This window comes from Rhodococcus chondri (assembly GCF_036327435.1).
Lineage (GTDB): Bacteria > Actinomycetota > Actinomycetes > Mycobacteriales > Mycobacteriaceae > Rhodococcus > Rhodococcus chondri.
This window is the reverse complement of record NZ_JAUZMZ010000033.1, coordinates 16,477-36,531: the sequence shown is the minus strand read 5'-3', so window position 1 is coordinate 36,531 and position 20,055 is coordinate 16,477. Positions and strand designations below refer to the sequence as shown.

Genomic DNA, 20,055 nt, shown 5'->3' with positions numbered 1-20,055 from the left:
ACGCGGCGGGCACCGAGCGCGACGGGGTGGCCCAACTCGGCGAGTGCGTACGCCGTCGCGGTGCCGATACCGGACGACGCCCCGCTGACTATCGCCGGACGGCGGGCGGGGTGCGGCGCGAATCTAGGCATGGTGTTCGGTCACCTTCAGTGGCAGGGCTGCGAAGCCGCGGACATTGGTCGAATGGACCCGTTCGGCGCCGCCGAAATCGACCTCGTAGTCGGCGACCCGTCGGGCGAACTCCTCGAGGGCGATATTCGCTTCGAGCCGGGCGAGGTGCGCACCGAGGCAGAAGTGGACTCCGCCACCGAAACTCGCGATCTTGGCGGCGCTGTTGCGGCCGATGCGGAACTCGTCGGCGTCGCCGAAGACGGTGGAATCCCGGTTGGCGGAACCGATGAGCAGCAGCACCTTGTCGCCGGAACGGATGGTGGCGCCGTGGAGGTCGATGTCTTCGGCGGCGGTGCGGGCGACGATCTGACTCGACGTGTCGTATCGGAGGGTTTCCTCGGTCCAGTCCGATGCCCGGTCCGGCTGTGAGAGCACTCGCGCGACTTCGTCCTTGTTCCGCGCTCCCCAGTACAGCGCGTTGCCGAGAAGTTTGGTGGTGGTCTCGTGTCCCGCGACCACCATGAGGAACATGAACCCGATGATCTCGTCGTCGGTGAGGCGGTCGCCGTCGATCTCGGCGTCGAGCAGCGCCGAGGTGAGGTCGGCGGTCGGGCGTGTGCGGCGCTCGGCGATCATGTCCGCGTAGTAACCCACCAGGTTCAGCGACGCTTCCATCGCGGCCACCGGAACATCGAGCACGCCCTCGTCGCGGTGCACGACCAGGTCGGCGAGACGGCGCACCTCCGCACGGTCGGGCTTCGGTACACCCATAAGTTCGGAGATGACGTCCATCGGCAGTTTGCCGGCGACTTCCGAGATCCAGTCGAATTCGCCTAGCTCGAGCGCGGGTTCGAGGTATTCGAGGGTGAGCCCCAGGATCCTGTCCTGCAGTTCGGCGACGCGCCGGGGCGTGAATCCCTTCGACACGAGCTGACGCATGCGCATGTGCCGCGGGTCGTCCATGGCGAGGAACGACATCACCTTGTGGGCGTTGGGTCCGTACGCCGACGGATCGAGCGACACGCCGTTGGCACTCGACAGCCGGGTGTTGTCGCGGAAACCGGCGACCACGTCGGCGTGGCGGGACAGCGCCCAGAACCCCAGATCGGGGTTGTAGTAGAGCGGCGATTCCTCACGCAGTCGGCGGTAGGTCGGGTACGGGTCCTCGTGAAACGAGTAGTCGTAGGGATTGAAAGTCGGGGGATCGAGCGATGCGGACTCCGGGGAGGCCTGAATCATGGATCACTCCAATAACAGTCGGGCAGACGTTTCCAGCCTGTCGGCGAGCTTTGCGTATGTTCCGTATCCCATTCCGGCCCGCACGAGGGCGCCGGCGTAGAGCAGTTCGAGCGCCTCGAGTTCGTCCGGGTCGGCGTCGGCGCCGAGCGCGGTGGACAACCGCTCCCGGATGTCGAGTCCGATCCGGGAACGCAGGTGCTCGACGTCGGGGTCCTGCCCGAGGAGCGCGCTGGTGACCGCCGCGGCCAATTCCGGTTCGTCGGCCATGAGCAATGCGATATTGCGGAGCACCGCGACGACACGGTCGGCGCGGTCGGTATCGACCGCCTCCGTATCGGGCTGTGCGGCGAGGCGGCGCCAGAACACTTCGGCGACGAGGTGCTCCTTGGACGAGAAGTAGGTGTAGGCCGTGGCCGGGGCGACACCGGCGCGCGAGGCAACCATGCGGACGGTCAGACCTGCGAATCCCTCTTCGCGCAAGATCTCGACTGCCGCTTGCGTGAGGCGTTGCACGGTATCGGCCTGCCGTTCCGTCAGACGGCGGCGGGTCGATTCGAGATTCACATTTCTGGACACGTGTCTGGACATTACTACGGTTGCCACCGACCGGCAACGGTGCGACCTCGTGCGGAGCACGAAATCACCCCTCCCGCGGGTAGATCCGCACCGGCATCTCCTTGATGCCGCTGATGAAATTCGAGCGCAGCCGCCGAGGGTGGCCGGCGGACTCGATGCGATCGAGCCGGGTCGAGAGAGTCTCGAACATCAACCTCAGCTCGAGCCGCGCCAGATGCGCACCGAGACAGAAGTGCGCACCGGTACCCCCGAACGCGACGTGCGGGTTGTGCTCGCGAGCGATGTCGAAGGTGTGCGGATCGTCGAAGACGTCTTCGTCGCGGTTGGCGCTGGGGTAGTAGACGATCACCGTCTCTCCCCGCTCGACCGCCTGCCGGCCGATGCGGGCCGGGCACGTCGGGGTGCGGCGGAACCCCATCACCGGGCTGACCCAGCGCAGGACCTCCTCGACCGCGCTCTCCATGAGCTCGGGGTGTTCCTGCAGCCGGCGCCACTGGTCCGGATGGTCGATGAACGCCTGGATGCCGCCCGAGATGGCGTTGCGTGTCGTTTCGTTGCCCGCGATGACGAGCAGCACGAAGAACATGTCGAATTCGAGCTCGGAGAGCGTGTCGCCGTTCTCGTCCGGCTGCACGAGCCCGGTGACGATGTCGTCCCGCGGCTCGACGCGACGCTGCGCCGCTATTGCGTTGGCATACAGGAAGATCTCGGCCGCAGCGAGTTCGCCGTCCTCCTGGGAACTGCCGTATTCGGGGTCGTCCCAGCCGATCATCCGGTTAGACCAGTCGTAGAGTCTGCCGACGTCCTCGGCGGGCGCGCCGAGCAGCGCGGCGATGACCTCGAGCGGTAGCGGCGCCGCCGCGGTCGGCACGAAATCGACGACGCCGCCGCGACCGGCGGCGACCAGGTCGTCGACGATCCTGTCGCACACGTCGCGGATGTGCGCCTCGAGACTCTTGACCATGCGCGGGGTGAATCCACGGCTGACGAGCCTGCGCAGGCGGGTGTGGTCCGGCGGATCGAGGTTGATGAGCATCGCGGCCTGTTTCAGGCGGGTCTGCTCGTCGAAGTCGTCGATCTGCGTGGTGCCCAGCGCCGACGAGAACTGCGCGCTGTCGCGGGAGACGGCGATGACATCGGCGTGCTTGGTCACCGCCCAGTATCCGGCTTCGGGGTGACGGTGGACGGGACAGCTCCGGCGCAGCTCGGCGAAGTAGTCGTGGGGAACTCCCTCGGTATAGAGATCCGGGTTCCGGAGATCGATGCGGGATGTGGTCATGAGCGCGCCCCATGGGTCGTTTACGAATGGCCTTCGTCTTCAAACTACAGACCTTCGTTAAGAATGGAACCCAATTAGAATGACTTCATGACACGCGACAACTCCCGGCCGATCCGGCGGCGCACCCTCACGCGGGACAAGGTGGTCGACGCAGCACTCGGAACGGTGGACGAACTGGGCTGGGAACAGCTCACGATGAGCACCCTGTCGGCCCGGCTGGGGATCGTGGCGGCCTCGCTCTACAACCACGTCCGCGGACTCGACGACGTGCGTGCCGCTGTCCAGGTCCGCGCCATGACGGAACTCGGTCGGCACCTGCGCGAAGTCGCCATGGGCCGCAGCGGCATCGACGGATTGCGTGCGCTGCTCGACGCGCACCGCGCCTGGGCTACGACGCATCCGCGGAGGTACCAGGCGCTGACCACCGCACCTGTCGACCGCGACGCGCTGGTCGCCTCGGCACTGGACGCGAATGTCGCGCTCAGCGCGATGCTCACCTCGTGCGGCGTGCCGGAGGAACAGACACTCGAGACCACGATCGGCATGTTCTCGGCTCTGCACGGATTCGCAATCCTCGAAGGCAGCGGCTTCCTCGGCAACGAACTCGACCTCGACCGCATCTACGAAACGGTGGTCCGCGGCGTGCTGGCGGATCTTCCCGTGGACCGCGCTCGAACCGGCTGACTACCCGGCAGCCGACCCGTCGCCCGAAACGGCACCCTCGACGATCCCGGCCAATTCCGGCAAGGTCCACGGCGGCGCGCTGTCGTGGTCGCGCCACGCGAGCAAGGACGGCGACTGCTTGTCGAAGCGTCCCACGAAGCAACCGGAGGCCGCGAAGATGGCGCCGGTCACCGTCGAGAGATCGCTCGCCAGATACGTGTAGAACTGCGCAACATACTGTGGGGGAGCCGGATTCAGCGATCCCTGATAGGTGACGTCGTCGAGCAGCCCACGCTCGTGCAGGCTCTCGATGTGCTGCAGGTAATCAGCACCGGTCGACAGCCGCGTACGGGCGCCCGGACACACCACGTTGGCACGCACGCCGTATTCACGTAGTTCCGCGGCGATCGCCATCGTCAGACTGTTGACAGCCCCCTTCCCCGCCGGATACCCGCTGCCGCCGTAGTCGCCGAGGAACGCGAACGACCCGGTGTTGACGATGGCGCCACCCCCGGACGCGACGAAATGGGGAGCCACCACCCGGCACGTGCGAAATGTTCCCGTGAGGTGCGCATCGATCAGCTCGTGCCATTGCTCGTCGGTGACCGTCAGGATCGACGAGCCGGGTGGTTCCGCCGTGCCCGCGCAGTTGATCAGAGCGTCGAGCGAGCCGAACGTGGCCAGAGCCGTGTCGAGGAGCTGTTCCGCCACGCCGGTTTCGGCGGTCGAGCCCACCACACCGACCGCGCGCCCGCCCGCGTCCGCGATCTCGGAGACGACCGCGTCCACCGCGGCGGCCTCGCGCCCGTTGACCACGACACCCGCACCGTGTGCGGCCAGGGCCTGCGCGACCGCGCGCCCGATACCCCGGCTGGATCCGGTCACGATCGCCGCACGTTCCGACAGGGCGCCACGTCCCTCCGGAGTTTCCGAATTCGCCTCGGCCATAAGCTCCCCCGTTCGCACCATTGCAATCACACAACTGCCCGAACTATAGTCCAGACACCTGTCCAGAACAGAGGGAACATCTGATGCCACTTCGCCCGACCGACAGCTCGGCACTTCTGATCGACGGAAAGCTCGTCCCCGGCAGCGGCGGCACGTTCGAGATCTTCGATCCCAGCACGGAGGAACTACTCGGCTACGCTGCCGACGCCACCTCGGCCGACATGGACGCCGCAATCGATGCGGCACGCCGCGCGTTCGACGAAACCGGCTGGTCCCGCGATCACGCCTTCCGCGCCCGATGCCTACGGCAACTGCGCGATGCGCTGCGCGGTCATATCGAGGAACTGCGCGAGATCACCATCGCCGAAGTCGGTGCGCCACGATTCCTGACGTCCGCAGCACACCTCGAGGGCCCCGTCGACGATCTGCTGTGGTTCGCCGATCTCGCCGAAAGCTACGCGTGGAAAGAAGATCTCGGCAACGCCTCCCCGATGGGAATACCGACCCACCGCTACCTCCTCAAAGAGGCGACGGGCGTCGTCGGCGCAATCACCCCGTGGAACTTCCCGCACCAGATCAACTTCGCGAAGATCGGTCCCGCACTCGCCGCAGGCAACACCGTGGTGCTCAAACCCGCTCCCGACACCCCGTGGTGTGCCGCCCTGGTGGGCAAGGTCGCGGCCGAAGAGACCGATATTCCACCCGGCGTGCTCAACATCGTCACTTCCAGCGATCACGGTATCGGCGCCCAGCTGGCCGAGGACCCCCGCGTCGACCTGATCTCGTTCACCGGTTCCACCGCGACCGGCCGGTCGGTCATGCGCGCCGCATCCGAGTCACTCAAGAAGGTGTTTCTCGAACTCGGCGGCAAGTCGGCCTTCCTCGTACTCGACGATGCCGACCTTCGGGGAGCATGTTCGATGGCAGGGTTCATGGTCTGCACCCATGCCGGGCAAGGCTGCGCGATCACCACTCGCCTGGTTGTCCCCCGCGCCCGCTACGACGAGGCCGTCGAGATCACCGCCGAGACGATGCGCGGGCTGCGCCCCGGCGACCCACGCGACCCCGGAACCGTCTGTGGACCGCTGATCTCCGCGCGTCAGCGCGAACGCGTCGAGGGATACATCCGCCTCGCTGCCGAGGAGGGCGGCACGATCGTGGTCGGCGGCGGCCGGCCGGCCGAGCACGACCACGGCTTCTTCGTCGAGCCGACGCTGATCTCCGGCGTGCCCGATTCCGCCCGTGTCGCACAGGAGGAGATCTTCGGTCCCGTGCTGGTGATCCTTCCTCACGATGGTGACGACGACGCGATCCGGATCGCCAACGACTCCCCGTACGGGTTGTCCGGTGCCGTGTACGGCACCGACCCCGACCGCATCGCACACGTCGTCGCGGGGGTGCGCACCGGCACGCTCGGCGTCAACGGCGGTATCTGGTACGCGGCCGATGCCCCGTTCGGTGGCTACAAGCAGTCCGGCATCGGCCGCGAGATGGGCGTCGCCGGTTTCGAAGAGTATCTGGAGACCAAGCTCGTCGCCGAACCCGCGCACTGACCGTCCGGCCGAGCACCGAATCCGAAAGGACCACGCAAATGGGAAGATTCACCGACCGGACCGCCATCGTCACCGGAGCCGCCCGGGGTATCGGTGAGGCGTACGCCCGTGCGCTCGCGGCCGAGGGCGCAAACGTGGTGGTCGCCGACCTCAACGCCGAACTCGGCGAACAGGTTGCCAAGCAGATCGTCGCCGACGGCGGTTCCGCGACATTCACTTCCGTCGACGTCTCCGATCCGGAGTCGGCGCAGGCTCTGGCCGCCTCCACCGTCGACACCTACGGCGGCATCGACCACCTGGTCAACAACGCCGCGATCTACGGCGGCATGAAACTCGACCTGCTGCTCACCGTGCCGTGGGACTACTACAAGAAATTCATGAGCGTGAATCTCGACGGCGCGCTCAACGTCACCCGTGCGGTGTGGCCGCACATGACGAGCAACGGCGGGTCGATCGTCAACCAGTCGTCCACCGCCGCGTGGGTGTACTCGGGTTTCTACGGCCTCGCCAAGGTGGGCGTCAACGGATTGACGCAGCAGCTCGCCGTCGAGCTCGGTGGCTCGAACATCCGCATCAACGCGATTGCTCCCGGTCCGATCGACACCGAAGCCACCCGCACGACAACCCCCGCGAACATGGTCGCCGACATGGTCGCGCATCTTCCGCTCGAGCGGATGGGCACGCCGGACGACCTCGTCGGCATGTGCCTGTTCCTGCTGTCCGACGAGGCGAGCTGGATCACCGGACAGATCTTCAACGTCGACGGGGGTCAGGTGATCCGTTCGTGAGCGCACCCGAAAGCACCCGTATCGGTTACATCGGGCTCGGCAACATGGGTGCACCGATGGCAAAGAGACTGCTGGACCGGCCTGGAGGGCTGACCGTCTTCGATACCCGACCCGAAGCGGTCGCCCCGTTCACCGACGCGGGCGCATCGGGGGCGGCGTCGCCGGCGGAACTCGCACAGACCTGCACCCTCGTCTCGGTGACCGTGCTCGACGATGCCCAGGTCGAGGACGTCGTCGCGGGCCCCGACGGTCTGCTGTCCACCGCGCAACCGGGGACCGTGATCGCGATCCACTCGACGATCGCCGACACCACCGCCGTCGATCTTGCCGCCCGCTGCGCCGAACACGGCGTCGAACTCGTGGATGCGCCCATCAGCGGCGGCGCTCCCGGAGCGAAGAACGGCACCCTCGCGGTCATGGTGGGCGCAACCGACGAGGCGTTCGCCAAGGTTCTCGAGCCGTTCGGCACCTGGGCCGAACTCATCGTGCACGCAGGGCCGGTCGGCGCCGGAACACGCATGAAGCTGGCCCGGAATCTGCTGCACTTCATCTCGTTCACCGCCGCCACCGAAGCGCAGCGTCTCGCCGAGGCAGCGGGACTCGACATCACCGAACTCGGCAAGGTCGTCCGCCATACCGACGCGATCACAGGCGGGGCCGGGGCGATCATGTGGCGCGACAACACTTCTCCGCTCGACCCGGACGACGGGTGGTTCCCGGTCTTCTCGCACGTCCGCGCGCTGGGCGAGAAGGACCTCACGCTCGCGCTGGACCTCGGCGAACGTCTCGGTGTCGCGCTGCCGCTCGCGACACGCGCACTGACCGATCTCGGACCCGGCCTGGGGGTGGGTAGCGGCGACACCGCGCGCAGCCGTTCACCACGCAGCCGTTCACCACACGGCCAGAAGGAGCACGCATGACCGACGACAAACGACAGCGCGGACTGGACATGATGTCGAAGGTCTACGGCTGGGACATGCAGGACGGGCCGGGCGCGCACTTCGCCGTCACCGCCGATCACCTGTTCGCCGACATCTGGTCTCGGCCGGGGCTGAGCATCCGTGACCGGCGTCTGCTGCTGCTCGGGGCACTCACCGCGCAGGGCCTGACCGACGTCGCCGAGATCCAGATCGGCGCCGCGCTGCACAACGAGGAACTCGACGAGGAACAGCTGCAGGAGATCGCCCTGTTCCTGTGCCACTACGTGGGCTGGCCGCTCGGCACCAAGCTCGATTCGACGATCGGCAGCGTGCTGCAGAAACGACGCGCAGCAGCCCGTTCGTGAGCGGGCCCGGTCCCGAGCGGGGGTTCCCCGAACTCGGGTTCTACGGTCTCGCCGGCCATGCTCCGAATCCACGCGATTTGCTCGACGAGGTGCGCCTCGCCGAGCGGCTCGGGCTCGGGGCGGTATTCCTGTCCGAACGGTTCGACGCGAAGGACGCGGCCGCGCTCGCCGGTGCGGCCGCTGCGGTGAGCGAGTCGATCGGAATCGGCACCGCGGCCACCAACCCGAACACCCGCCATCCGCGGGTGACCGCGACGATGGCCACCACGCTGCACCGGCTCAGCGACGGCCGGTACGCACTCGGTCTCGGACGCGGTTTCGATGTCCTCTTCGATCTCATGGGACTGCCACGGGTCACGTCGGCGCGGCTCGAGGACGCGGTGGAGATCTACCGCACCCTCTGGCGCGGCGACGCCGTCACCGCCCACGACGGCCCAGCCGGAAGCTTTCCTTACCTGAGCCGCACGGCCGAGGGCACCGACCGCATCCCGATCCTCATGGTCGCCCTGGGCGACCGAACCCTCGAACTCGCCGGGCGGATCGCCGACGGTGTCGTGCTGCATCCCTTCTTCTCGGATGCGACGCTCACGCGGGCCGTGAAGACCGTGCGCGACGCCGCCGTCGCCGCCGGGCGCGATCCCGCGTCCGTTCGGATCTGGGCGGTCCTGGCCACCGTCGAGAACTCCGTGCCCGAAGAGATGCGCACCCGCAAACTCGTGGGCCGGCTCGCAACCTACCTGCAGGGCTACGGCGACGTACTCGTGCGCGCGAACGGCTGGGACAGCTCGGTTCTCGATCGATTCCGGGCCGATCCCGTCGTGCACGACCATCGCGGCGCGTTCGACGCCGCCGGGACCGCCGAGGTGCTCGAGCACATCCGGTCGCTGCTGCCCGCGGCGTGGCTCGAGGCGTCCGCCACCGGCAGCGCCGAGCGGTGCGCCACCCGCATCGCCGACCAGTTCGAGGCCGGTGCCGACAGCGTGATTCTGCACGGCGCCACCCCGGCCGAACTCGCGCCCGTGCTTCCGGCATGGCAGACGATCCGCGACAGGGGACGATTCGCACACCTCCCGGCCAATCCCGGCTGGAACACTCCGGCATGAGGTGCGCTCGGTAGGGTGACGCAGCGAAGACCGCAGTCCCGAAGCGAACGGAGATTACCGATGACCCGCTCCACCCTCTCTCGCGAGGCGATCGAACTGGCGGAAGCCACACCGGGTTTCATGCCACTCGACGAAGGCACCGCACTGCACGACGCGGCCGTACGCTACCTCGCCGACGGGGTCGGAGTCGAAATCGGTACGTACTGTGGTCGCTCCACCGTCTACCTCGGTGAAGCGGCGAAGGCGACCGGAGGCACGGTTGTCACCATCGACCACCACCACGGATCCGAAGAACACCAGCCCGGCTGGGAATACCACGACTCCACGCTCGTCGACCCACACACCGGGCGGCTCGACACCGTCGGCAGACTGCGGCACACACTCGCCGACGCGGATCTCGAATCCCACGTCGTGGCGATCGTCGGCAGTTCACCCCAGGTCGCGGCGTTCTGGCGCACCCCGCTCACGTTCGCGTTCATCGACGGCGGACACAGCAGCGAAGCGGCCCGGGCCGACTACGCGGGCTGGGCGCCGTGGGTGCAGGTCGGCGGTGCGCTCGTGATCCACGACGTGTTCCCCGACCCGAAGGACGGCGGTCGCCCCCCGTACGAAATCTACTGCCGCGCAATGGAAAGCGGGGAATTCACCGAAGTGTCGGTGACCGGGTCGCTGCGTGTGCTCGAGCGAACCGGGGGCGTCGTCGGCACTGTGCCCGGGGAGCGCTAGACAAGCACCGGGCAGTGTTCGGTGCAGCGGTCGGCGGCGCCCAGTCTGTGCGCGGGTGCCGCCGCGTCGCGAAACACCCCGTTGCCTCCGGTGGTGCGCGACAGCGCGTCGGCGGCAAGCACCACGGTGGCACTCGTCCACGAGCTCACCTCGACCGGCCATCGCTTGCCGTCGGCGTAGACCAGGCCCGTCCAGTACGATCCGTCCGGGTCGCGCAGATGCTGCATCGCAGCGAACAATTCACGTGCGCGAGAGGTGTTTCCGAGTGCGTCCAGCGCCAGCACCAACTCGCACGTCTCCGCTCCCGTCACCCACGGCCTGTGGTCGACGCACCGGATCCCGAGACCGTCGACCACGAAGTCCGACCATCGGTCCTGGATTCGCTGGTGCGCGGCGGGACCCCGGAGCGCACCACCGAGAACCGGGTAATACCAGTCCATCGAGTATTCGGGTTTCGGCGTGAACACCTCCGGATGACGGCGCAGCGCATGACCGAGCCGGTACAGCGCCACCTCCCAGTCCGGTTGCGGGTCGTCGACGAGATTCGCGAGCTCGATACCGCATCGCAGGCTCTGATGGATGCTCGCGCATCCCGTCAGCAACGCCTCCTCGAACGCACCGCCGACGCCGCGCGCCCATCCGATCTGCCCACCCGGCAACTGCATCGACAACACGTGGTCGAGTGCCGCCCGCACCGTCGGCCACATGTGCACGGCGAATGCCAGGTCTCCGGTGACGAGGTGGTGGTGCCACACACCGACCGCTATGTACGCCGTGAAATTGCTGTCGGTGTCCTCGTTCTCGATGTTCTCACCGCGAAACTGTATCGGCCACGATCCGTCCGGCCGCTGTGTGCGGCGAGACCACTCGAACGCAGCGTCCGCTTCCTCACGTAATCCGGTAGCCGTCAGTGCCATCGCCGATTCGATGTGGTCCCACGGATCCGTGTGCCCACCGGGGAACCACGGGACGGCGCCCGACGCCTGCTGCATGCGGCCGATCGCGACGCCGGTCCGGAAACACTGCTCCTCGGAGAGGATCCCCGGAACCGAGGGGATCATCGAGCTGCGGTTGTCACTGCGCCGCACCGGAAGCACCCGGTTTCCGAAGGTAGAACACGACGCTCTTGCCGAGCACCGGATCTAGGAGCTTCTCTGCGGTGCGCGTCTGCCACGGCCCCTTCATCAGATCCCATACCAGCAGCCGGTGATATGCCTTCACCAAAGGATTTTCGTCGTTGTCGACTCCCACCGCACATTTGAGCCACCAGTACGGCGCGTGCAACGCGTGCGCGTAATCGCGACCACGCACCTCGAGGCCCGCGGCCGTGAGCTTCGCCGCCAGTTCGTCGGCCTTGTAGATCCGGACATGTCCGCCCTCGACCTCGTGGTAGGCGTCCGACAGCGCCCAGCAGACCTTCTCGGGGAACCAGCGAGGCACCGTCACCGCCGCGACACCGCCGGGCTTGAGCACCCGCACCACTTCGGCAATCGCCCGATCGTCCTGCGGAACATGCTCGAGCACTTCGGAAATCAGCACGACGTCGAACGCGGCGTCCGGGTACGGCAGCGCCAGCGCGTCGCCCACCTCGGCGCGGGCCAGCGCCCCCTCGGGCACCTGCCCCTCGAGTTCCATCGCAACGAACATGTCGGCGACCGCCTTCATGTCGTCCGCACTCTGATCGAACGCGATCACGTCGGCGCCGCGCCGGTAGAGCTCGAAGGAGTGTCGGCCTGCGCCGGCACCGATGTCGATCGCGCGAGCGCCGGGCTCGACCCCGAGACGGTCGAAGTCGACAGTGAGCATCAGTTCGTCCTTCCTGCGTGCGCGGCGATCGCCTTCTCGTAGATGCAGGCGGTCTGCACGGCCACCGCTGCCCAGCTGAAGTTGTCCAGTACGCGTCGACGTGCCGACTCACCCAACCGCGCGCGCCGGCCGGGGTCGTCGAAGAGCTCACCCAACGCGGCGGCGAGCTGCTCGGCGTCGCCGGCGGGCACCAGCACACCGGCGTCCCCCACCACTTCGGGAATCGCGCCGGCGCGACTCGCGACGAGCGGTGTACCGCACGCCATCGCTTCGACGGCCGGCAGCGAGAAGCCCTCGTACAGCGAGGGCACGGACGCGATCTCGGCGGACGCGAGCAATCCGGCCAGTTCGGTGTCGTCGATGCCCGACACGGTCCGCACGACGTCGCCGATGGCGAGTTCGTCGATCAACCGCTCCGTGATTCCTCCCGGCGCGAGTTTCGAGACGAGGACAAGCTCGACCTCCCGCTCGGTGCGGAGCTTCGCGACTGCCTCGAGCAGAGTCGGCACGCCCTTGAGCGGTGCGTCGGCGCTCGCAACACACACGATGCGCCCCGGAACGCGCGGGGTCGTGGACGGAGCGAACAGCTCGGTGTCGACACCGAGCGGAATCGTGTGGAGACGATCCTGTTCGATCCCGAAGGCGGTCCGAATGTCCTGTGCGGAGTTCTCCGAGACGGTGAGCAGGACCGGAATGCGACGGGCGACCCGCTTCTGCATGCCCAGGAAGCCGTACCAACGGCGCAGCGTGAGCCTGCGCCGCAGGTTCGGCGCCGAGGCGAGGTCGAGTTCGCGGTCGCGGGTGATCGGATGATGGATCGTGACCCCCTGGGGGTGGTTCGGGGCGATCGGACTCAGCCCGGACCCGAGACTCTGGTTGTCGTGCACGACGTCGAAATCGGCGAGGCGCTCGCGCAGCAGTCGCGCCGCCCGCAGGCTGAACGTGCGCGGCTCAGGGAAGCCGGCCGTCCACATCGTGGCAACCTCGAGCACATCGATCGCGTCGCGATACTCGCCGGGGCGCGGGGTCCGGAAGGGATCGTCGTCACGGTAGAGATCGAGACTCGGGACCTTCGTCAGCGCCACTCCGGGATCGAGCTCGGGGTACGGCTGACCGGAAAACACCTCGACGGTGTGGCCCTGGGCGGCGAGTTCACGGCTGAGGTGGCGGACGTACACGCCCTGACCCCCGCAGTGCGGCTTGCTCCGGTACGACAACAGAGCTATGCGCACATCTCACCTCGGGATCGTTCGGACAGCTGTCCATTCGGGTTGCGTAGAGCACACCCTAGAACACGTTTCTTTCCGTCACGATAGCGGCCTCACGACGTGTCGCATCTCGGCGACGCACCCGTTTCCGGAAAACACCCGGACACAAGACGGCGAAGGCCCCGTATCGATGCGATACCGGGCCTTCGCCGTAAAGCGACCCTGACGGGACTCGAACCCGCGACCTCCGCCGTGACAGGGCGGCGCGCTAACCAACTGCGCTACAGGGCCATGCAAGAACCCCGGGGGACTCCCACAGCAGAACCCACCGCATGCGGTGGGTCCAAATATAGAATTGTGATGGCTGTACGAACAGCCTCGGTGGCCAGGGCCGGGATCGAACCGGCGACCTTCCGCTTTTCAGGCGGACGCTCGTACCAACTGAGCTACCTGGCCGGACGGCACCCGAACCGAATGCCGATCGATACATCTGCGACCCTGACGGGACTCGAACCCGCGACCTCCGCCGTGACAGGGCGGCGCGCTAACCAACTGCGCCACAGGGCCATGCTGTATTCAGTTCTGATCGAGAACCGCTCTGATCAAAAGCTGCTCTGATCAAAGGTACTGCACACTTCGATCGACTCGAAGCGTACCCCCTACGGGATTCGAACCCGCGCTACCGCCTTGAAAGGGCGGCGTCCTAGGCCGCTAGACGAAGGGGGCCCGACCGGATTTCTCCGGCACGCACCCTCAACGGGTTTTGGCGTTCCGTTGGGAGCTTGGATAGCTTAGGACACCGCCTCGGCGAATAACAAATCGCCAGGTCATACCGTCTATTCAGGAGCGTTGACGGGCTGCGGCGTATCCGAGAAGTCGGGCCGCGGCGGCCAGCCGCGCTCGCGCCACCGTTCCAGCCACTCCTGCGACGCCATCGCCTCGAGCGGCACTTCGAGGCATGCCTCGAATCGGCGGCCCACATCCTCTTCGGGCGAGGTCAGGTCGGCGAGATAGCGCTGACCGGCCAGCGACGACGCGACCGCCTCGACGAACCGGCGCAGGTCGACCCCGGGGCGGAACAATCCGAGCTGCTGCGCCTCCTGTGCGAGGTGGTACCCGCCTCGGCCCCACACGGTGCTTCCGCGCACTCGCGATTCGGCAGCGAACTCGGGTTCGGAGACGAGTTTGAACTCGGCCGCGACGATGACGTCGTTGTGGAGCGAGTGAGCGAGGTCGCCGATCAATCCGTGCAGACGCTCGAACGGGTCGAGTCCGGGCACATCCTGCCACCGGTCCACGATCGCGCGGTAACGCTCCAGTCCTTCGTCGAGCACCGCCCTGGCGAGCTCTTCCTTGGAGGTGAAGTGGAAGTACATCGCACCCTTGGTGGCATTCGAGTGCTCGAGGATCGCGTTGATCGACGCGGCCGAATAACCGCGTTTCGAGAACTCGACAGCTGCCGCCTCGACGATCGCGGCTCGCGTGCGTCGGGCACGTTCCTGTTGACGTGGCATATGGGAGGTGCGCCTTCCGGAATCCAACACGTGACCCCCTTGGCAGGCAATTCTAGTCCGAGCGCGTCGCGGAAGAGATTCCGGCCGGGCGCCGGCCCTGGCACTGTTCCCAGAACACACCGAGTGGTATGATTTGCGCGGCTCGGGTGCGAAGCAGGGGGTGTGCCCCCGAGCCTTTCAAGCGGTTGGAGACCTCCGATACCATCGGGCGACAAAGTGTGGTTAAACTGTGCGCCCACGCCCCTATAGCTCAGTTGGTAGAGCTACGGACTTTTAATCCGCAGGTCGCAGGTTCGAGCCCTGCTGGGGGCACCACATTTCCGGATCGACGTCAGATCGGCGCACCCGGGGAACCTTCCCCGGGCCCTCGGTGTTCGAGCCGTTCCCTCTCGATTCGTTCCTCCTCGATCCGCTCGTCCTCGATCCTCTGCCGTTCGAGCTCGCCGCGCGCTCGGCGTAGATCGCGGCCGCGTTTGCGGTAACGGGCGACGCCGACCAGAAAGAGCACGAATACCAGCACCCCGATTATCGCGCCGACCAGGGATGCCCCTCGGAAGCCCGGCGCATCGACGTCCAGGATTCGTTCGCCGGCGTGCGCGGCGTTTCCATTGCCGAGCACGATGCTCAACGTCATCAGATTCGGAACAGCTACGAGCAGGGCAATTATCGAAAGAGGCACCTGCAGTCCGCGGTGGAATCGCCACCCGCGCACCTGCCAGGTCCACGCCAGCAGCACGAGCGGGACCGCGGTGCACAAGACTCCGAACACCAGGCCCCAGAGGATGCCGCGGCTGATTCCGCCTTCCGCCAGCCCGGCGATTCGCTGTGCCCACCATCGCGGTACGAATGCGGCGAGCACGAAATATGCGATGACGACAACGAGCACCGCAACCACCGCACCGATCGCGCGCTTCGCCAACGGCGGCATTCCTGTCCGTGTCGTCTCCCGTTGCATCTCGGCGTCCGACATTTCGGGAACCTTTCCACTCGTATCGCACAGCGTCGGTGTACTGCCAGCGCAGCAATTGATCTTCAGCGTACGTACCGCGCGATGGCCTCGACGCGAATTCATTCGCCCGTTCTTCACCCGGTAAGCGGATGAAATGTTGGTTACGGTGATGTCGCGGACGGTGATGTCGCGGACGGGGAATCGGTGCCGGAGACCCGGTACAGGAAACCCCGAGACGGACGACACCGACACGATGGCATCGAACGGCGTGCATCGACAGGGTGGGAGGAACATGCGCAGCTTCGTGGACCTGGGTCTGTTCCTGGCCGCCGTCGCGGTGGGTATCGGCACGGTACTTCCCGTGGTCGGCGGCATCCGGCCCACCGAGATCCCGCTCGTGGGGTTACGCGACGGATTCCCGGGCGGTGAACTCGGCGGGGTCGCGGTGGCCGGCCTGCCCCTCCACGAATCGCTCGCTGTTCCGCTCGCCGCGGCCTCCGTGCTGTTGCTGCTCGCCGCACTGTTCGATTCGATCGTCACCGGATGGGCCGGAACGCTCGTCGGTCTCACCGCCGTCGTGGTGCTCGGTGTGCGGATCTTCCAGGCGCAGGGCGACTATGTGCAGCTCAACCACAGCACGGTACTCACCAACCAGAACGGATTCGTGCTGCTGCTCAGTGGTGTGGCCGTAGCACTGTTGTGCTGCCTCATCGGTCTTCGCCGACAGTCGGGACAGGCAGCACTCGGCTGACGGCACGCGCGCCCGACGGCTGCGACTCGGCCGGTGGCGTGATGGTTACGCTCTGCGGCACCGGGTGTGCACGAACGCGACACCCCCGATCGGACAGGTGCACATGGCCAACCTCGACGAACTCGTCTCCCAAGTCCCCGTCGACCAGGTCGCAGCGCGACTCGGCGTCGACCGACAGACCGCACAAACCGCGATCCGGGCGGCGCTGCCGACCCTCGTGGGAGGGCTCGACGCGAACGCGAAGAACCCCGACGGTGCCGCATCTCTGATGTCTGCATTGAACAACCACTCGAACTCGGACCTGCTCGACGGCGGCGTCGATGTCGACGCCGTGGACACCGCAGACGGCGGCAAGATCGTGTCCAACGTGTTCGGAGCCAACAAGGACCAGGTGATCAGCACTCTGGGTTCGGTCGATGGCACCGGCGGCAACGACCTCATCGCGAAACTCCTGCCGATCCTCGCCCCGATCGTGCTCTCCTACCTCGCGAAGCAGATCACCGGTGGCAACGCGGCGTCCTCACCGAGCGCTGCGCCGGCCTCCGGAGGCGGTCTCGGAGACCTCCTCGGAGATCTGATGAAGGGCGCCGGCAACGGTTCGGGTAACGCCGGGGGCGGATTGGGCGACGTACTCGGAAGTGTGCTGGGCGGCAACTCCGGCGGTGGCCTCGGTGGCCTTCTCGGCGGTCTCCTGGGCGGCGGACGACGCTGACCCGGACAGCAGTTCCCGGGGAGCGGTCTCCGGGTAGCGTGTCGCCGAACGGCTGTGAGAGACGACACCTTTGCTTTCCGGTCGGCGGCACCTACCTGTATCGAATGACAGAATGCTAGGTCGGCACCCTACGGACCCGTAGGCTTGCCGGAGCACACACGATCAAGAGCACTTCGGCACTGGAAGACTGTCGGATCTCCTCGAATACTGGTCGTGCAGTTGCAGCGACCGTGCAATCTCAACGACCGTGCGGTTGTAACGAACATGCAGTTGTAACGACCGTGCACACGAACGACGCACACGACACCATGCGGAGGGTACGAAGGAATGACGCGAGTCCTGACTCAACTGGAGCTGCTGCGCGAGCTGGAGCCCGTGGCGGAGGCAAACGTCAACCGGCACCTCTCGATGGCGAAGACCTGGCATCCTCACGATTACGTGCCGTGGGACGAAGGCCGCAACTTCGCTGCGATGGGTGGCGTCGACTGGGAACCCGAGCAGTCGAAGCTCGACGAGGTCGCCAAGGCCGCGATGATCACGAACCTCCTCACCGAGGACAACCTGCCCTCCTACCATCGTGAGATCGCGGAGGCCTTCACCCGCGACGGCGCGTGGGGAACGTGGGTGGGCCGGTGGACCGCCGAGGAGAATCGCCACGGCATCGTCATGCGCGACTACCTCGTCGTCACGCGCGGCGTCGACCCCGTCGAGCTGGAGAACGCTCGCATCGAGCACATGACCAACGGGTTCGGATCGCCCAACGAGACGGGCATGCTGCACTCGGTGGCCTACGTGACGTTCCAGGAACTCGCGACCCGCGTCTCGCACCGCAACACGGGCTTGGCCTGCAACGACTCGATCGCCGACAAGATGCTGCAACGCATCGCGGCGGACGAGAACCTGCACATGATCTTCTACCGCAACATCTGCGAGGCGGCACTCGACGTCGCCCCGGTCCAGACGTTGGACGCGATCACCGAGGTGCTCGAGAACTTCCAGATGCCGGGCGCGGGAATGCCGAACTTCCGTCGTAACGGCGTGCTCATGGCCAAGCACGGCATCTACGATCTGCGTCAGCACCTCGACGACGTCGTGATGCCGGTCCTGCGCAAGTGGCGAATCTTCGAGCGCGATTTCGGCAGCGCGGGCGCTCAGACCCTCGACAGGCTCGGCACGTTCCTCGAAGAACTGGAACGTCAGGCAGTCAAGTTCGAGGAGATGCGCGACAGGTCGCTCGCGCGAGAGGCCGCCAAGCTCGAGCGCGCCGGCGCTGTTTCCTGACGTCGGCCCGCACCGGTTATCCTGTGCCCGGTACCAACTTCGGTACCGGGCACAGCTCTTTTGTGCGACACCCCGAGATCTTCTCGAATCACCTTCTCCCGCATTACTTCCGAGGTTCAAATGTCTTCCCTTCGCATCGGCTCGCTCGAACTGGCCAGCCCGGTGGTGCTGGCGCCGATGGCCGGAGTGACCAACGTCGCATTCCGTACGCTGTGCCGAGAACTCGAACTCGAGCGCGCCGGTAGCACCTCCGGGCTCTACGTGTGCGAGATGGTGACCGCCCGCGCGCTCGTCGAGCGCCATCCTGTGACGCTTCACATGACGACGTTCGGCCCGACCGAGACGCCCCGGTCGCTGCAGCTCTATACCGTCGACCCCGACACCACGTACGCGGCGGCGAAGATGATCGTCGACGAAGACATGGCCGACCACATCGACCTGAACTTCGGATGTCCCGTGCCCAAGGTCACCCGTAAGGGCGGCGGGTCGGCGCTGCCCTACAAGCGTCGGCTCTTCGGCCAGATCGTCGCCGCGGCTGTCCGTGCCACCGAGGGCACCGGCATTCCCGTGACCGTCAAGTTCCGGGTCGGTATCGACGACGAGCACCACACCCATCTCGATGCCGGGCGCATCGCAGCGGCCGAGGGCGCTGCCGCCGTCGCGTTGCACGCGCGCACTGCCGCGCAGCGCTACTCGGGCAGCGCCGACTGGTCCGAGATCGCCCGGTTGAAAGAACATGTGACCGACGTCCCGGTACTCGGCAACGGCGACATCTTCGCTGCCGACGATGCGGAGCGGCTGATGGTGCAGACCGGGTGCGACGGCGTCGTCGTCGGCCGCGGCTGCCTGGGCAGGCCGTGGCTGTTCGCCGAACTCAGCGCCGCACTGAACGGACGGGAGATTCCGACCCCGCCGACGCTCGGCGAGGTCACCCGGATCATGCGGCGCCATGCGACGCTGCTGGCCGACCATCACGGTGAAGACCGGGGTATGCGTGAGGTCCGCAAGCACATCGCCTGGTACCTGCGCGGATTCCCTGCCGGATCGGACATTCGCAACGGCCTCGCGCGGGTCTCGTCGCTCGCCGAACTCGACACTCTGGTCGGCAAGCTCGACCCGGACGTCCCGTTCCCCGAGGACGCCGAGGGTCCCCGGGGCCGGCAAGGCTCCCCCAGCTCCGTCGCTCTGCCCGACGGCTGGCTCGACGACCCCGAGGACACTCTGGTGCCGGTTGGCGCCGACATGATGCATTCGGGCGGCTGACCAGCGGTCGGAGTTTCTCCCGCGCCGGCATCGCGCCGCGACGGCGCGCCCGTGGACGCCGCATCACTTCTGAACCGGCACTCAGTATCATGGCGTGGTCGCACGGGTGCGGCAGACGACAGCAGCGGAATATCCGCGGAGAGGCAAGGTCCGGTGGACGAGGAGCACGATTCGGGCCCGCCCGACAGTCGCGCTCCCTGGGAACGTCCTATCGCAGACAGCAACTACCGTCGATCCCGTTCCGGTCGCCAGTATCGCGACACCGAGCGCGATTCCGGTCCTGTCTCGCATCGCGAGCCC

20 protein-coding genes, 5 tRNA genes and 1 pseudogene are annotated in these 20,055 nt (G+C 66.8%); 12 read left to right on the top strand and 14 right to left on the bottom strand.

Annotation, left to right across the window (positions count from 1 at the left end):
* The 4 genes and pseudogenes from Q8814_RS08485 to Q8814_RS08470 form a co-directional block, all read right to left on the bottom strand.
* A pseudogene (locus tag Q8814_RS08485) lies at positions 1-131 on the bottom strand (SDR family oxidoreductase); the annotation flags it as partial.
* Positions 124-1,350 carry a cytochrome P450 gene (locus Q8814_RS08480; protein WP_330151572.1) on the bottom strand — a complete coding sequence of 409 codons (1,227 nt, stop codon included), beginning with the start codon at positions 1,348-1,350 and terminating at the stop codon, positions 124-126. The pseudogene Q8814_RS08485 and the gene Q8814_RS08480, both read right to left, overlap by 8 nt.
* A 3-nt stretch (positions 1,351-1,353) precedes the next feature.
* Positions 1,354-1,914: a TetR/AcrR family transcriptional regulator gene (locus Q8814_RS08475; RefSeq protein ID WP_330151575.1), complete on the bottom strand. Its 561-nt coding sequence runs from the start codon at positions 1,912-1,914 to the stop codon at positions 1,354-1,356.
* A gap of 76 nt (positions 1,915-1,990) precedes the next feature.
* Positions 1,991-3,205: a cytochrome P450 gene (locus Q8814_RS08470; protein WP_330151571.1), complete on the bottom strand. Its 1,215-nt coding sequence runs from the start codon at positions 3,203-3,205 to the stop codon at positions 1,991-1,993.
* A gap of 87 nt (positions 3,206-3,292) precedes the next feature.
* Between Q8814_RS08470 and Q8814_RS08465 the strand changes: the two genes are divergently transcribed.
* Positions 3,293-3,889, top strand: a complete 597-nt coding sequence (locus Q8814_RS08465) for a TetR/AcrR family transcriptional regulator (RefSeq protein WP_330151570.1) — start codon at positions 3,293-3,295, stop codon at positions 3,887-3,889.
* Here Q8814_RS08465 and Q8814_RS08460 read toward each other — a convergent pair whose 3' ends face one another.
* Positions 3,890-4,816 (bottom strand): SDR family NAD(P)-dependent oxidoreductase, encoded by a 927-nt coding sequence (locus Q8814_RS08460; RefSeq protein ID WP_330151569.1) that lies wholly within the window; start codon positions 4,814-4,816, stop codon positions 3,890-3,892. It abuts the gene before it with no gap.
* Between the two features lie 83 nt (positions 4,817-4,899).
* Between Q8814_RS08460 and Q8814_RS08455 the strand changes: the two genes are divergently transcribed.
* The 6 genes from Q8814_RS08455 to Q8814_RS08430 are packed head-to-tail and all read left to right on the top strand — an operon-like array spanning position 4,900 to position 10,271.
* A complete protein-coding gene (locus Q8814_RS08455; RefSeq protein WP_330151568.1) occupies positions 4,900-6,369 on the top strand; it encodes an aldehyde dehydrogenase in 1,470 nt (489 codons plus the stop codon).
* Between the two features lie 38 nt (positions 6,370-6,407).
* Positions 6,408-7,157: an SDR family oxidoreductase gene (locus tag Q8814_RS08450; protein ID WP_330151567.1), complete on the top strand. Its 750-nt coding sequence runs from the start codon at positions 6,408-6,410 to the stop codon at positions 7,155-7,157.
* Complete coding sequence (locus tag Q8814_RS08445; protein ID WP_330151566.1) at positions 7,154-8,077, top strand: NAD(P)-dependent oxidoreductase; 924 nt, start codon at positions 7,154-7,156, stop codon at positions 8,075-8,077. The genes Q8814_RS08450 and Q8814_RS08445 overlap by 4 nt, the downstream gene beginning before the upstream one ends.
* Positions 8,074-8,442 (top strand): carboxymuconolactone decarboxylase family protein, encoded by a 369-nt coding sequence (locus tag Q8814_RS08440; RefSeq protein WP_330151565.1) that lies wholly within the window; start codon positions 8,074-8,076, stop codon positions 8,440-8,442. Before Q8814_RS08445 ends, Q8814_RS08440 begins: the two co-directional genes overlap by 4 nt.
* Entirely contained in the window at positions 8,439-9,545 is a 1,107-nt protein-coding gene (locus Q8814_RS08435) for a TIGR03857 family LLM class F420-dependent oxidoreductase (RefSeq protein WP_330151564.1), read from the top strand. Before Q8814_RS08440 ends, Q8814_RS08435 begins: the two co-directional genes overlap by 4 nt.
* A gap of 60 nt (positions 9,546-9,605) precedes the next feature.
* A complete protein-coding gene (locus Q8814_RS08430; RefSeq protein WP_330151563.1) occupies positions 9,606-10,271 on the top strand; it encodes a class I SAM-dependent methyltransferase in 666 nt (221 codons plus the stop codon).
* Here the strand turns inward: Q8814_RS08430 and Q8814_RS08425 are convergent.
* From Q8814_RS08425 to Q8814_RS08390, 8 genes are all read right to left on the bottom strand, one after another.
* Positions 10,268-11,332: a glucosidase family protein gene (locus Q8814_RS08425; RefSeq protein WP_330151574.1), complete on the bottom strand. Its 1,065-nt coding sequence runs from the start codon at positions 11,330-11,332 to the stop codon at positions 10,268-10,270. The two genes, Q8814_RS08430 and Q8814_RS08425, sit on opposite strands and share 4 nt — an antisense overlap.
* 13 nt (positions 11,333-11,345) lie before the next feature.
* A complete protein-coding gene (locus Q8814_RS08420; protein ID WP_330151562.1) occupies positions 11,346-12,077 on the bottom strand; it encodes a class I SAM-dependent methyltransferase in 732 nt (243 codons plus the stop codon).
* Positions 12,077-13,309 carry a glycosyltransferase family 4 protein gene (locus Q8814_RS08415; RefSeq protein ID WP_330151561.1) on the bottom strand — a complete coding sequence of 411 codons (1,233 nt, stop codon included), beginning with the start codon at positions 13,307-13,309 and terminating at the stop codon, positions 12,077-12,079. Before Q8814_RS08415 ends, Q8814_RS08420 begins: the two co-directional genes overlap by 1 nt.
* Before the next feature lie 193 nt (positions 13,310-13,502).
* Positions 13,503-13,576, bottom strand: a tRNA-Asp gene (locus Q8814_RS08410).
* Between the two features lie 91 nt (positions 13,577-13,667).
* Positions 13,668-13,741 (bottom strand) — tRNA-Phe (locus Q8814_RS08405).
* A gap of 37 nt (positions 13,742-13,778) precedes the next feature.
* Positions 13,779-13,852: transfer RNA gene (locus Q8814_RS08400), tRNA-Asp, on the bottom strand.
* An 86-nt stretch (positions 13,853-13,938) separates the two neighbouring features.
* A tRNA-Glu gene (locus Q8814_RS08395) sits at positions 13,939-14,011 on the bottom strand.
* A gap of 110 nt (positions 14,012-14,121) precedes the next feature.
* Positions 14,122-14,799 carry a TetR/AcrR family transcriptional regulator gene (locus Q8814_RS08390; RefSeq protein WP_330151560.1) on the bottom strand — a complete coding sequence of 226 codons (678 nt, stop codon included), beginning with the start codon at positions 14,797-14,799 and terminating at the stop codon, positions 14,122-14,124.
* A 239-nt stretch (positions 14,800-15,038) separates the two neighbouring features.
* Between Q8814_RS08390 and Q8814_RS08385 the strand changes: the two genes are divergently transcribed.
* Positions 15,039-15,114, top strand: a tRNA-Lys gene (locus Q8814_RS08385).
* 16 nt (positions 15,115-15,130) lie between these two features.
* Here the strand turns inward: Q8814_RS08385 and Q8814_RS08380 are convergent.
* On the bottom strand, positions 15,131-15,769 hold the full coding sequence (locus tag Q8814_RS08380) for a hypothetical protein (protein WP_330151559.1): 639 nt from the start codon (positions 15,767-15,769) through the stop codon (positions 15,131-15,133).
* A 271-nt stretch (positions 15,770-16,040) separates the two neighbouring features.
* Between Q8814_RS08380 and Q8814_RS08375 the strand changes: the two genes are divergently transcribed.
* From Q8814_RS08375 to dusB, 4 genes are all read left to right on the top strand, one after another.
* Positions 16,041-16,499, top strand: a complete 459-nt coding sequence (locus Q8814_RS08375) for a hypothetical protein (RefSeq protein ID WP_330151558.1) — start codon at positions 16,041-16,043, stop codon at positions 16,497-16,499.
* Between the two features lie 103 nt (positions 16,500-16,602).
* Positions 16,603-17,211, top strand: a complete 609-nt coding sequence (locus tag Q8814_RS08370; RefSeq protein WP_330151557.1) for a DUF937 domain-containing protein — start codon at positions 16,603-16,605, stop codon at positions 17,209-17,211.
* A 327-nt stretch (positions 17,212-17,538) separates the two neighbouring features.
* Positions 17,539-18,492, top strand: coding sequence for an acyl-ACP desaturase (locus Q8814_RS08365; protein WP_330151556.1), 954 nt, complete (start codon positions 17,539-17,541; stop codon positions 18,490-18,492).
* Positions 18,493-18,612: 120 nt separating this feature from the next.
* Entirely contained in the window at positions 18,613-19,755 is a 1,143-nt protein-coding gene (dusB, locus tag Q8814_RS08360) for a tRNA dihydrouridine synthase DusB (RefSeq protein ID WP_330151555.1), read from the top strand.
* Positions 19,756-20,055 lie beyond the last annotated feature (300 nt).